The sequence below is a fragment of the Pedobacter sp. V48 genome (assembly GCF_000523515.1).
GTDB lineage: Bacteria > Bacteroidota > Bacteroidia > Sphingobacteriales > Sphingobacteriaceae > Pedobacter.
In genome coordinates, this window is sequence record NZ_AWRU01000008.1 from 51,011 (window position 1) to 63,691 (window position 12,681).

13 protein-coding genes are annotated in these 12,681 nt (G+C 36.8%); 7 read left to right on the top strand and 6 right to left on the bottom strand.

Annotated elements, in window-relative coordinates:
* The first annotated feature begins 478 nt into the window (after window positions 1-478).
* The 4 genes from N824_RS09460 to N824_RS33020 are packed head-to-tail and all read left to right on the top strand — an operon-like array spanning window position 479 to window position 3,498.
* Window positions 479-1,720: a hypothetical protein gene (locus tag N824_RS09460; protein WP_200869858.1), complete on the top strand. Its 1,242-nt coding sequence runs from the start codon at window positions 479-481 to the stop codon at window positions 1,718-1,720.
* Entirely contained in the window at window positions 1,720-2,955 is a 1,236-nt protein-coding gene (locus N824_RS09465) for a Dyp-type peroxidase domain-containing protein (RefSeq protein ID WP_048904913.1), read from the top strand. Before N824_RS09460 ends, N824_RS09465 begins: the two co-directional genes overlap by 1 nt.
* A 50-nt stretch (window positions 2,956-3,005) precedes the next feature.
* A complete protein-coding gene (locus N824_RS09470; RefSeq protein WP_048904914.1) occupies window positions 3,006-3,311 on the top strand; it encodes a hypothetical protein in 306 nt (101 codons plus the stop codon).
* Between the two features lie 10 nt (window positions 3,312-3,321).
* Window positions 3,322-3,498 carry a hypothetical protein gene (locus tag N824_RS33020; RefSeq protein WP_200869859.1) on the top strand — a complete coding sequence of 59 codons (177 nt, stop codon included), beginning with the start codon at window positions 3,322-3,324 and terminating at the stop codon, window positions 3,496-3,498.
* A gap of 141 nt (window positions 3,499-3,639) precedes the next feature.
* Here N824_RS33020 and N824_RS09475 read toward each other — a convergent pair whose 3' ends face one another.
* From N824_RS09475 to N824_RS09495, 5 genes are read right to left on the bottom strand one after another with little or no spacing between them, the layout of a single operon-like run.
* Window positions 3,640-5,157 carry a hypothetical protein gene (locus N824_RS09475; RefSeq protein WP_048904915.1) on the bottom strand — a complete coding sequence of 506 codons (1,518 nt, stop codon included), beginning with the start codon at window positions 5,155-5,157 and terminating at the stop codon, window positions 3,640-3,642.
* 12 nt (window positions 5,158-5,169) lie between these two features.
* Window positions 5,170-6,147, bottom strand: coding sequence for an iron-containing redox enzyme family protein (locus N824_RS09480; RefSeq protein ID WP_048904916.1), 978 nt, complete (start codon window positions 6,145-6,147; stop codon window positions 5,170-5,172).
* A complete protein-coding gene (locus N824_RS09485) occupies window positions 6,134-6,850 on the bottom strand; it encodes a hypothetical protein (RefSeq protein ID WP_048904917.1) in 717 nt (238 codons plus the stop codon). Before N824_RS09485 ends, N824_RS09480 begins: the two co-directional genes overlap by 14 nt.
* 9 nt (window positions 6,851-6,859) lie before the next feature.
* Window positions 6,860-8,599, bottom strand: a complete 1,740-nt coding sequence (locus tag N824_RS09490; protein ID WP_048904918.1) for a thiamine pyrophosphate-binding protein — start codon at window positions 8,597-8,599, stop codon at window positions 6,860-6,862.
* 49 nt (window positions 8,600-8,648) lie between these two features.
* Entirely contained in the window at window positions 8,649-8,834 is a 186-nt protein-coding gene (locus N824_RS09495; RefSeq protein WP_048904919.1) for a hypothetical protein, read from the bottom strand.
* Window positions 8,835-9,499: 665 nt separating this feature from the next.
* Here N824_RS09495 and N824_RS09505 point away from each other — a divergent pair.
* From N824_RS09505 to N824_RS09515, 3 genes are all read left to right on the top strand, one after another.
* Complete coding sequence (locus N824_RS09505; RefSeq protein ID WP_048904921.1) at window positions 9,500-9,778, top strand: helix-turn-helix domain-containing protein; 279 nt, start codon at window positions 9,500-9,502, stop codon at window positions 9,776-9,778.
* A 685-nt stretch (window positions 9,779-10,463) separates the two neighbouring features.
* Window positions 10,464-10,703 (top strand): hypothetical protein, encoded by a 240-nt coding sequence (locus tag N824_RS09510; protein ID WP_048904922.1) that lies wholly within the window; start codon window positions 10,464-10,466, stop codon window positions 10,701-10,703.
* Window positions 10,700-11,386, top strand: coding sequence for a hypothetical protein (locus tag N824_RS09515; protein ID WP_048904923.1), 687 nt, complete (start codon window positions 10,700-10,702; stop codon window positions 11,384-11,386). The genes N824_RS09510 and N824_RS09515 overlap by 4 nt, the downstream gene beginning before the upstream one ends.
* Window positions 11,387-11,582: 196 nt before the next feature.
* Here the strand turns inward: N824_RS09515 and N824_RS09520 are convergent, their stop codons facing one another.
* Window positions 11,583-12,680: a hypothetical protein gene (locus tag N824_RS09520; RefSeq protein WP_048904924.1), complete on the bottom strand. Its 1,098-nt coding sequence runs from the start codon at window positions 12,678-12,680 to the stop codon at window positions 11,583-11,585.
* Window position 12,681 lies beyond the last annotated feature (1 nt).

Genomic DNA, 12,681 nt, shown 5'->3' on the forward strand with positions numbered 1-12,681 from the left:
GCATTGGGAAGGGAAATGAAGTAGTCAACATACGAAGATAAAACTGTAACAAAAACATTTAAAAATCGGTTTTCATCATTTTAAGTTGTTGATGTAAGCCCCAATTCAAATACAACTTAATTAAAGCTCGGAAAACCAGATTCAAAACAAAAAAATATTCATTCATTGAATAGCTTTTTAAAATTTTTATAATTAGCTTTATTTAAGTAACTTAATGTATTTCTCATTCTTATGATTATTGAAACTGCCCTCATTAGGGGTCTGATCTTTAAAGGTATCTGCGTTTCCCGACAAATCGTTTTCTATAAGATTCTCACATATATTATGGGGTGTAGCCTAAATATTTTTGAACCAAAAAACGCAATTACGCAAGTTTGCAAACAATAGCGCATCAGGTCTAAAGTTCGAAATGCAAAAAGCATTCGAGCGTATCTTCTAACAGCTTCAATTCAAAACATTTATCTATAAATTCAGTATCATGACTAAAATTATTTTTAAATCACCAGGCGAAGCGGATAATTTGCCTACTCTCTTGCTAGAAAAATGGAATGAGGAAATACAGAGACAATACAGCCTCCTTGAGACCGACTTGGGATCGAAATTTTTCCACCTTGATCCAGCCGAAATCCAAAATTCAATCGTAGTAAATAGCGTCAAGTGGTTTGGGGATCCTGCTGAACCAGCATTTTGTCAAAGTGCTGATGTTGCGCAGAAACTCTCGGATTGGGGTATAAAAGGCCGTCATAACCTGCACAATGAGTACTGTGAATATACAATAGAATATAGAACAGACTCCCAGGGAAAGCTTAGACCTAAGCGGGTTCAAATCACAACAGAATTAAGAGAATATTGGGTAACAATAGCTAAACATGACCCAGATCTTTTAAAGCAATTGGCAACATCGGTTTTAAATTATCAAGTAACTTGGGACGACCTATATGGAAATGATCCTATCCCTATGACCATTCAACAACGTGAGATTAGTTTTTCAACTCAAGTTGCAGGGAATGGCAACGAAGATAGACTGATTCAATTGGGAGTTCCTAGTCAACCCGTCGGAAAAATAAATAGAGAAAATGCATTCTTCATGACACATCCTATCAATGGATTAGATGATCTCCTTTACATTGTAATGTTTGGCGCAAAACCTTATGCAAGGAAAAATGGAGCAACTTTTGAAAAGGTACAAAAAGAATCAATTTTCAAAACATTCAATGTACAACAGTTAGCATGTCGCCATGCCGATCCTGCAGCTGCAATGGGGGCTTATGGTGCTGTTTTTGAAGGAAGGCACATCGCATTTAATGAGGCTTTGGGAATGTATATACAGTCTTTTTCAAAAAATAATTTCGCCTATAATGGCAATGCAATACCAGATGCTTGGGTTCAATTCTCGAGGGGGCATCAACGTTTGGTATTTGGACCAAGTGATGCCGAAGAGGTTTATTTAGATGATATTACATTAGATAAAGGTGGTGTTGATGTAAGTATCAAAGGAGGATTTGAAGTATTGCAACAGATTGAAGTTGGCCCACTTATTCAATTAGGAGAAGCAACAGAGCTTGATGAAGGGGAATACGTGATATTAACTGAAAGTGATGCGCCCATTGTTTGTGGTCAAGCTAGTATTTGTAAGTTAATTAAGAAATTACTAACCGAATATGAAAATGGCGGTTTGGTACTGAAGAGTTCACCTAGAAATGTAGACATCATTATATAATGCTTCAAGAGGGGATATTTTATCAACAAGGATCAACACCCGGAAAGCATTGGGGTCTATTGTTTATTAGGGTTAAATCAAGCGCTAATTCTGATCAGATTTATACAGCTTTAGAGGATCTTTGGAGCCTTTTTCTTAATCTTAAAAAGGGTAATATAGTTGATCTGCCTAACATTAATTTGCCAACTCCTGTTGCTGGATTGCAAATTACCATTGGATATGGTAAAAATATTTTTGGTAGAACAGGTATTAAAAAGCAAGTTCCTGATGAAATCATCCAAGCAAATTTTCGTTCTCCCTTACCAACTGGTGGAGGTAAAGTGCTTTTAGCTTCAGGTTTAAGTTATGTTGATTCGATTACGAAAAACCCTGCCACAGAAGACGTTGCCATTCAATTCATTTCAGATTCAGAATTGTTAACTTATAGGTGTTACTTAGAGGCATATAAATTCATAACAAAGGAACTAAACAATGAGGCTTTTCCTTTTGAGCTTGTGAAATTTTACACAGGCTTTCAAAGAGAAGATCGAAGAAGTTGGATAGATTTCCATGATGGAATTTCGAATCTTAAAAGCGGAAATGACCGATTGGATGCAATTCAAATTAAAGAAACCAATATTGAAGCAGACAAATGGACAATAGGTGGTACATTCTTAGCTTTTATGCGCATAGAGGTAAATATAGATAGTTGGATAAAATTAGATAAAGTAACCCAAGAACTTTTAGTTGGAAGAGAAAAAGAAAGCGGATGTCCTTTAGAAAAAATCGTTAATGATATACCTGTAGCAGTTAACAAATGTCCTTTTGCTGGTTCAACTTCAATTATTGATCAAGACGCAGCTGGAAATTATATCAACCATGATTTTTTTGAAACACCGATGACTTCAGATCCTACCATATTGGCCAGTCATGTGCAAAGAGCAAACCACCACAGAGAGCCGATAAGCCATCGTGATTCTTTAAGAATATTTAGACAAGGGTATGAATTTTTTGAAGCCTCAGATATTAGTCCAAAAGTTAAAATAGGTTTAAATTTTATAAGTTTTCAAGATACACCCGAAAGATTGATTAGATTGCTTCGCCAAGATACGTGGCTAGGCAATGTAAACTTTGGCGGTTCAGTCGCCGATCAATCTACAGTAAATCAGATCCTAAAGATTTGGGGAGCGGGAATATATTTTATCCCACCAAATAATATTTTAAACAAAATTCCGGGTTATGACATATTTGAATAATGAAGATAAATCATCCTGCTAGCATAAAATACTAAGACCAAAGATTAAAAATGGCGAAAAAATACATTACTAATCCAACTCAGAGATATGACGGACCAGATTTTGAGGAATACTGCATCTCTGCATCTAAATACTTATCGGCAAATCGTGATAGAGTTTCTTGTGTATCCTGTCCGCTCAATAATCTTTGCATTCCAGGTTTTGAAGAACAGGTTAGGAAATTGCAGAATGGCGAAAACCCAAGTTTAACCGAAGGCTGTTCCTTTAAGCCAGAACAATTAACTACAGATAGCCTTTTTGAAGGACTTAATGAAGAGCAAATCAACTTTGTAAAAAAACATATTCCTAACCTTTAATCAATGAAAAATGAACGAAACCTCTAAAGAACAGCTTGACGCAAAAAAGCAGTTGGCTAAAAAATCCGATCTAGCAGGCAAAGAGCAACTTGATGCAAAAAAGCAGTTGGCTAAAAAATCCGATTTAGCAAGCAAAGAACAACTTGAAGCAAAAAAACAATTGGCTTTTAAAAAAGGTTTAAAGTAATCCCAATTATTAGCAACTCGTAAACAAGCAAACTGTCAAAGCTACTTACATAGTAGTGGTTTGGACGATTTGTAAAAGTGGAGAAGCGCAAAAAAAAAAAGCACATTTTAGATATCCCAAGTTATTAATGCTTGAATAAGTTTATAATTTTCGCAATTCCGAAAAAGGAATTTTAAAAGCCAACGGCACATCATTAAGTTTTTCGTTGGCCGCATACCTTGCAAGCTGTTTCCAGCACAACTGACTGAGCTCTAAGATGAAAAGAAAATTCCTTGTCGCATCTACACGATTTTGACCGCTAATCCATGGAAAACTTGACATCATTTTTCTTGGATAATAAGTATGATTTAGGCTAAGGTCAAGTTCAGTATGAACAGCAAGCTCCTCATGATCAATTCCTTGATTGGCAAGAGCATCTGCGATTTTTTTCTTTTCTCCAGGCATTCCCTCGGCTACGAGTATAGCCATACAAAATGTCAAGGGGCTTTTTTCAGAAAGATAGCCAATAATATCAGCATACACTGTGAAAAAAGGAAGAGGAGCAAAGGTGTCTATTTGTTCTTCAGTTAATCCTAGTAAAATGCATGCTTCGCGTTCATGTGCATCATGACCAATTTCTTCTAACAGATAATCAAAACCAATAATCTTTGTCTTTCTATTAAGCTGGGGTCTTAAAAAGGATAAAATTGCATCTATGTAAGTTATTGTAACAAAATGTTGGTGTAAGAATACACCTACAGCAGATCTATGTGCATAGACACTACCATTAATTACATCAAGTAACTCGGTATTCTCAATTGCATTCATCAAGGATTCCCCAATTGCTTCGGCTTGAATAATTGCATTTATGCCCGAAGTAGAATTCATTTCTTTAGGAGTAAATTTCCTAAACATGGGTTTCCGTTCCATTTCGATGGATTTTACCATAAGGCAACAAAAGGCCCAAACCTGATTTTTAATCGCTAAAACATCTTCAGTACCTGTTAATTCAAATATACTTTTATCATCATTAAGAAGATTGTTTTTATCCTCATAAATATTTTCTATTGTATTGGTTAAAACTTTCGAAATTAAATAGAGCGTCTTAGGTGAGGTATGCTGCCAAGCCCTAAGCGACACATTCAGTGCTAGAAGTTCCATAGAATCTTCTTCTGATATTATAATGTCGGAGAGACATTGGTAAGAACGGTGCCCATGTTTTAAACTGGATATTAAATTATTACATTCCGTAAAATAAAAATAGGTTAGTTTTTTAAGTCTCGTGCTCTTTTCCTCATCAATACTATTAAGCGTTTTAACTGTATCTAACATCCAAGAATTCGCATCAGTCATAACCTGTAAGTAAATTTTTGAAAGCCTTTGGTATTCAATTTCGCCAGATTTATCGGCATCTTGGATCCATCCATAACGATCTAAATATGTTATTAAGTCTATTATATCATTATTTTTTAATTCATCCAGATGCCAAATCCCATCACCAGGGTCAGTTAGCCTTTTTATTAACTTATATCCCAATTCAACTTCTCCATCTATATCAATTTTTAAGGATCTGTTATCGTCAAAAAGTTCTATTGTTTTTTCTTTGGCCTGTAAAGTTATTTGTGTGGCAACTAAAAAAGGACGAGTGTAAAGATTTAATATACTATCATTGATTTTCATTTTAATATATAATTAATTAACTTCTTTAACACAATTTACTGCCTCCTCAATCACCGCTTTTTCCAAAGCAATTAAGTTTTCCAAATTGTTATGCACGTGTTTAAACACAACAATTCTAGTTTCTTGTGAGATCTTTGAATAATTTCTGAGAAGCTCTTCTGTTATTGCACCGTGATCTTCATCTTCGTTGATGTGAGAATGGTCAAGGATCGGTTTATAGAATGCACTACTTAAGCCCACTCTCTCGCAAGCTGTTTTTAATAATTCATTGAATAGCGGTCGTTCTTCTTCAACTAAAAAAAGACAAGAATAAAAACTTAATGGCTCCTGATGCGCCAAAACCTGCATACTTGTAATTAATGCGAAGGTTTCTGGAAGAGGTACGGAAGATAAAATTTTATTGGAATCAATTCCTGCTCCCTTCAACGCCTTAAGTAAAAGTTTATCATGATTCAATTCCGACATTAAAAATGATTGCAATATATCATGAACAACAGGCCTATCTGCAAGAGCCATTGCAGCAGCTATAATCTTAGGTCCAGCTTTTACAAAATGATAATACTGGATCGCATAATTAATTATAATTTCTTTGGTTACATTCTCGGAGATTAATAACTTACCAAGAGGAAGGTCGATATTTGATAGATATGACGATGCATAACTGTCAATTTCCTTCCAAAGAGATAACCCGGTTATATAATCCTCATTAATTATTATTGAAGATTCTGTTATAAATCCGTATCTATCTAGAGTTTTAATGAGTTCATTAGCAAAGTCTTTAAAGAAAGGAAATTCATCATTAAAAGAGATAAAATTTAAGCCAGTCTTTAACTTACTTATAAAAGTAGTTAATGCCAACTCATATTCATCCGAGAATTCTATATCAAACGAAGTATCAAAATATTTAAACTCAGCATATTCATTTTCAATAGTTACTTCCACTCCAATACGAAAGATTGGTTTATCAAAATAAGAATTATGCTTTTCCATAATGCACAGCTTTTCTAATTAATTTACCGCCATTAGAATAATGGTTCCAAATATTTTTATAAAATCTATCGTAAATTTTGACAAACAATTCAGTGTACGTGAAGATCCTCTTTGCATCCTCATCAGAAATTACCTGTATAGTTTCAAATATGTCTCTAGTTAATAAACCATGGCCAGCATTCATGTTAATATTAGCATGGCTTTCTATAGGGTCTATGAATTCCTTTGATAGTTCTTTTTCATGCATAGCGATTACGAAACTATCTATTTCAATCTCACGCCCTTCCAAGGGCCCTAAAGTTGTAAAAAAAAACAGTGGATCATGTCTCGACCAATAAGCAAGAGAATTGCAAAGTGCCATCGTTCCTGGTAAAGGAGTGCTTTCGAATAAATCACTTTCACTAAGGCCAACCGAAATCAGTGATTTTAAAAGTAACTTATCATGCCCTAACTCCTCAATATAAAATTCATTTATTAAAAGTCTAGCTTTTTGAGAAAATGGATATGATAGAATTGGTGCGTCAAAATAACTCTCGCGAAATAGCAAATGATAGTTTTCTACACACATTCCGTAATAAACATTCTCATCAACGTCTTTTGGATTGTTTAATATACTCTTCCAAAAAGGGTTCTTATCTACCAATTTTGTTAAGAGTTTTAACTGGATGCCTTCAACTTCTAGGATTAATTCTTTACCTGTCATAGATCTAAATTATATACTTCGTTTAAATGCGTCCAAGTCTCCCTCTCCATAAGCCATTACCATATGTTTTGCTGAAATTGTTTGCGCTTCTCGTCTATATGTAGGGTCTAAAATCACATTGATCACCGAAGGAACACCAGAATCGAACGCTCTTTTAAGAGCAGGAACAATTTCACTAGCCACAGTAACTTTTTGCCCATAGCCTCCTAGCCCATTTACAACCGTTTCATACTGCGTTTTCTGACTTAAATACTGAGCAGAAGTATCGGCTGGACCAAATACATCTTCGTGAAACGTACGCATTTCACCCCAAGCCCCATCATTACCAATAATCAAAACAAATGGTATATTTTGCCTTACTGCCGAATCGAACTCAAATCCGTTAAAACCAAAAGAGCCATCTCCAGAAATTACAAGAATCTGTTTATCTGGTTTTGCAAGGCGTGCACCTATTGCAAAAGGAACACCAATACCTAAACAACCAAATGGTCCTGGATCCATCCAATGACCTGGTCTACTGCACCTGTATACTTCTGCAAACATTGCTACGATGTCACCGCCATCTCCTATGACTATTGCATCATCATCCAAAAACGAAATGACTTCTTGAACAAATCGCATAGGATGAATTGGTGAATCGGGTGATTTATAAGAAACCTTATTGTTCTCTGTTATTTTGTGATCTATTAATTTGAGCTCACTTAAATATTTATTAGGACTAGGACTATGAAATATGTTAGCTTGTGTAATTAGTTCTGTTAAAAATAGCGCTATATTTGATGCAATACCCAATGTAACATCTCTATGTTTTCCTATAACAGAGCTTTCCGAATCGACTTGGATTAACTCAGCAAAAGCATTTATTGAACCTGGTTGGCCATATCCAAAGCGAAAGTCCAGATCAGTGCCTAGTAAAATAATGAGATCAGCAGTTAATAGTGTTTTTTTTCTATTTGAAAATACTTGATTTGAATCGCTTTTGGCTAAAATACCTCTAGCCATACCATTTACATAGATCGGAAGTTCTAATATCGATGAAAATTCTGCTAAGGCCTGCTCAGCTCTATCCCAATAGACTCCAGAACCTGCAATGACAACTGGTTTTTTAGCTTTAGCAAGCATCTTTGCAGCAAGTTTAACAAGAAGGGGATCTGGACCGGAAACTAAGGTATTGGTCTTTTTTCTAACTGGGGGAGCGTCATCAAGGTGCATACGAGTTAACTGTACATCCATAGGGACATCAATATAGGCTGGACCATACCTTGGACTTAATGCTGATGCAAATGCCTCTCTGACGATATGACAAGAACGCCAAGAGTCGTAAATGCCAGAAGAATATTTTGTAATCTGAGTAGTTAATCCAATATGAGGAGCATCTTGTAAATTTCCATGATTTCCAAGTGAGAAAGGATTTCTTCCTCCCAATACTACAACAGGACTGCATGAATAGAATGCCGTAGCGATTCCTGAAATGCCATTTGTAACTCCTGGGCCGGCAGTTAAAGCCGCTGCCGAAGGTGATCGAGTTAATCTAGCATAGGCATCCGCTGCATGTACGGCCGCTTGTTCGTGTCTAAAATCGATTAGTTTAATATTTTGAAACCTGGCACCGTCATAAATTCCAGATATATGTCCACCAGTCAAGGTAAATAAGTGTTTTACACCTTCTTCTTTTAATTGTTTAGCAATTAGATCTCCTCCGTGAACCCAATCAAACCCAGAAGTAGGATCAATAAAATCATTTTCCATCAAGTAATGCACGTATGGTTACACAAATATTAAATATTGGCCAGACAACTTATAAGTGTACAGCGATTAATAAAGCACGACCCCTTGGCTGATTTATTCTAAAGAATACTTTTTTTTGCTCTGTTTCACCAGTGGTGATTGTAATTAATGGCGTTTCATTAGCGTTCAATCTTGACTCTTCTGTTATTATTTCAACAGTTGGTTTTTTTTGGTTTTCTAATTCGTCAGCTCCCATGATGTTGGTTTTTTAATATGATTAGTTTATTGACTATCTGCAATTTAATGATTTAAATATTAAAAATGGAATTAAATGTGGGGGTTATCCCAAGTAATTCTTGGACGGAACATTATCCTAGAAATAAAGCTCTCTTTTGGAGTGGACAGTTTGGAACGAAATGGAGTGTCTACTTTTACCGAAGTACAGAGATTACAACTTTTGCGTAATAAGCCATTCTGCATAAAGCGGTAGCAAAGTGCCGAGATAATAGGGTAGGTTCAATAACAAATACGGCTTTTTGCCCGGAGTCATTGCTCTTTCAAGATTAAACTTGCCTGCATACATCCTGATTGCATATGGGTGGTCAGATACGTCAATAAATTGGTGAAGTGACTTTAGACTTCCGGTGCTCCCAGATTTGATTTCTATTGGGATCACAATTCCCTGATGGGGATAGAGTATATCGACCTCAGCACTTGATTGCACCTTTTCCCTTACCCACTTTTGACAAGCCTGTGGCTTCGTCAGTGTTCAGCTCTTTGTTTATCAATACATTACTTAGCGGTTCTGTTGACTGTCAAATTATGTATTTATCCCACATGTGATAAGTTATGAGTTCTCTGGACTTTCTTTGCTTCATGCTATTACCAAAGTACTATAGCTGAAAACTTAAACTGTAATGTATGGCAACATTGGATTTAATTACCAGAACGGATCTTGAAGAATTTAAAAAGGAATTGTTTGCTGAATTGAAAAAGTTGAATATTGATGGTGCTGAGAAAGTTCAGAAAAAGTGGTTGAGGAGTGCCGAGGTCAGAAAAGTGCTGGGAATTTCCCCTGGAACTTTGCAATCGCTTCGCTTGAATGGAGTTCTTTCTTTTACAAAAGTGGGGAGCATATTATATTACAAGTATGAAGACATCAACAGTGTCCTGGAAGAGAACTTATCATTATCTCGTTGAGGATGAAACGATCATTTCCTATTGAAAATTTTCTGAAAAGAGCTGCTGACGATTCTCGTTTACTGCCTTCTCATTTAAGTTTGTTTATGGCTGTGTTTTATTTTAGTCCCGCTGAAGATCCCAAGGGTCGGTTTCGGGTTTGCCGTTGTAAGCTGATGCGGTATTCCCGCATTCGATCAATATCTACTTATCACAAGTGTATGCGTAATCTGGTTGCGTACGGCTATATTACCTATCAGCCATCTTATGATCCTTTTCGTGCAAGCTTGGTTTCTTTGGTTCATGTAGGTCATTAATAACGTGCGGCTGATTGGTTTGCTGATTCAGGACTTTTTTTAAGCGATTGTCCTTTTTCCCTTTCAGAAAAAAAAGGAGCAAGCGGAAGTCAGGCAGAGCCTTACTTGTGGCTCCTATGCACTGCAATGGAGCCTTGTAGAATCCTCCGGGGATTCTATGCCTACCTACGGCAGGTTTAAAGAACGAAAAACGATTCCCATAGGGGAATCTTCATTAGCAAATCCAATAGTATTAAAGAGGATATGGTAAGAAGTGTAGAATATTGTTAATTTTTCCTGATCAGTTGATTAAAAACTGATTAGCCTTTCCTAATCTTTGGAAAGGAGCAAGGGTGAGCTGCTCAGCCAGATGGTAGGTTCCTTCTGTAAGATAAAAAGATCGGCTTAATTTGAATCTTATCAATGTCGATAATTCCTTACGCGCATTTGCGGCCTGCAAAACCAGAGGTTTTGCTTTGGTGTTTACGGAATGGTATTGCCGTTTATTGGCACTTTCGATTTATGGGGCTATGTGGACTGCCGAGGTAAAATATATTAAAAGGAGAGGAGGTCAGGGCGTTATTACTTTCAATTCTAATATTATGGAATTGGTTGGTAAACTTCATCATCTGATAAACCAACAAACATGATTATGGAAGATAAGATCAACGATGCCAGACTAAGCTTTGTTTGCAATCAGGATTGGAACAATATGGAGCCTGACGCGGAAGGGCGATTCTGTAACAGCTGTCAAAAAAAGGTATATGACCTTACCGACAAAAATGTGGCATACTTCATCAAAATTATGCAGGAAAATAAGGCTGGTTTCTGCGGTCGCTTCACCCAGGATCAGGTAATGGCGCCATTGCCAGTCGATCAGTCTCGCTGGAAAAGATGGTTGGTTACTGCAATGGTTTTTGTAGGTATAGGTGCGATTGGGCAAAAAGCTAATGCACAATCAACCCTTTTGGGTAAGCCGCAGGTATCAACGGTACCCTCAGACTGTGACAGCAGGGATATTTTGGGAGAAGTTGTGATTGCCAGTCGTATAACTGTGGACGATAAAAATAAGTTGCAAAAATATATGCTCAGTAACTGTAAACTTGATAAATCAGTGAGTGGACGGTTTGATTTGTCTTTTAATTTGAATAGGGAGGGTGAGGTGACTATAATTTTAGGCGCCAGTAAATTGCCAAAACAAGCAAAGCTTGAAATTACGAAGGTATTGAAGAACGGCGTGAAGCTGATCCGGAGCAATCTGAATACTGATTTTCCTTATCGGATTAGTATTACCTTTATAAAAGGGAGCGTACAGTCTTTGATCAGTTTTTAACTGAGCGATGTTACCGTTGCAGGTGAGCAACGGCAGTGTCCAAAAGTTGAATAATTTATAAACAACTTATATAAGCTGTTCAGTTTTTTGCAAGGATCTAAATCAATAGAGCCCATAGCGGTTGTATGACCTGTTAGACTTAGTGAGTACATTTTTGTCTCACCCTACGGCTGTACAAGCAGCCTCGTTAATGTCGTTATTCGATGATGACCTGAATCCCAGCTTTTTCTGCTTTATAGTTGATTTTATCCTTTAAACTATAATAACTCCAGTTTTGTAACAGGAAAGGATCTTCTTTTGCGATTTCTTCTTTTTGTTCCTGATTGACCAGGATGAGGGTTGCTGCGTGATGTTTTACGCAAAGGTCTATCAGTTTTCGGCTGTACACATGTAATTTATAGTCGACATATCTTTTTTCCAAATGTTGGTATTCCTCCAGGCTTTTTCTTTTTCTGGTTTTTCCGTGTCCACCGCGATTAAAGGCGACACCTTTTTTAACCCTTTCTATTGCCGCCCGTATGGCTAGCCTGCGATGCAGGAATTCTTCTTTGTTTCCAATGCTGATTTCGTAGCTACCGATTTTGACGGTGACTGGATGTTCTATTGACAATGAAGCTTCTGCAATGACGGAGGTATCCAGTATATTTTGTTCTTTTTCTATTCCAATCGCTGCCAATAGGAAGACTTTACCCTGAGCGATGTAGAGCTTACTGGTATGGAGTCTTAGTGTTCCGCTTTTTATCTTATTCAATAGGACCTTTTTATCTGATTTGTCTTTTCCAAGATAGGTCCTGAAGGGAATCTGGAACAATTTGAAACTGAAATTTTTGTTATCCGGCGTGGTGTCGAATCTGGTGATGACTTCCGGCCCAAAAGGAAGCGGAAGATTCTTTTTGTAATTGCTCAGTGACTTTTCTCCTTTCCAGTAGGCAGTTTTATCATTGTTAAATTGGGAGATCAGGGTGTGGTTTAAATTGCTGAGGATATTTGTGGGAATTTGCCCTTTGAAATGGTTGGAGAGCAGGCGGTAGGTGGTGTTTGGCCGGGAAGATTTCAGGATGCCATTTTCATCTTTTTTCTGATCGGCGAGTTTAAATTTGATCTCTTCTGTCAGATAGAAGAAGTCTTTAACCTGTTCCTGTATGAAACGATGGCTCATGATCATATTGGCTGCGCGGAAACAAATCCTTTGCCAGTTATATAGCTGCTCTTTTGCGGCTTTGATCACTTCCATATCGTCGGAATCAATCAGCAGCTGGATTTTACGGTTTACAATCATCGTGTCTTTTTCCATA

What these genes read in the sequence shown, in the direction of transcription:
- N824_RS09480 (WP_048904916.1), bottom strand. Translation starts at nt 6,147, where the DNA reads ATGGAAAAGCATAATTCTTATTTTGATAAACCAATCTTTCGTATTGGA.
- N824_RS09470 (WP_048904914.1), top strand. Translation starts at nt 3,006, where the DNA reads ATGGCGAAAAAATACATTACTAATCCAACTCAGAGATATGACGGACCA.
- N824_RS09485 (WP_048904917.1), bottom strand. Translation starts at nt 6,850, where the DNA reads ATGACAGGTAAAGAATTAATCCTAGAAGTTGAAGGCATCCAGTTAAAA.
- N824_RS09460 (WP_200869858.1), top strand. Translation starts at nt 479, where the DNA reads ATGACTAAAATTATTTTTAAATCACCAGGCGAAGCGGATAATTTGCCT.
- N824_RS09520 (WP_048904924.1), bottom strand. Translation starts at nt 12,680, where the DNA reads ATGGAAAAAGACACGATGATTGTAAACCGTAAAATCCAGCTGCTGATT.
- N824_RS09505 (WP_048904921.1), top strand. Translation starts at nt 9,500, where the DNA reads ATGGCAACATTGGATTTAATTACCAGAACGGATCTTGAAGAATTTAAA.
- N824_RS09475 (WP_048904915.1), bottom strand. Translation starts at nt 5,157, where the DNA reads ATGAAAATCAATGATAGTATATTAAATCTTTACACTCGTCCTTTTTTA.
- N824_RS33020 (WP_200869859.1), top strand. Translation starts at nt 3,322, where the DNA reads ATGAACGAAACCTCTAAAGAACAGCTTGACGCAAAAAAGCAGTTGGCT.
- N824_RS09515 (WP_048904923.1), top strand. Translation starts at nt 10,700, where the DNA reads ATGATTATGGAAGATAAGATCAACGATGCCAGACTAAGCTTTGTTTGC.
- N824_RS09495 (WP_048904919.1), bottom strand. Translation starts at nt 8,834, where the DNA reads ATGGGAGCTGACGAATTAGAAAACCAAAAAAAACCAACTGTTGAAATA.
- N824_RS09465 (WP_048904913.1), top strand. Translation starts at nt 1,720, where the DNA reads ATGCTTCAAGAGGGGATATTTTATCAACAAGGATCAACACCCGGAAAG.
- N824_RS09490 (WP_048904918.1), bottom strand. Translation starts at nt 8,599, where the DNA reads ATGGAAAATGATTTTATTGATCCTACTTCTGGGTTTGATTGGGTTCAC.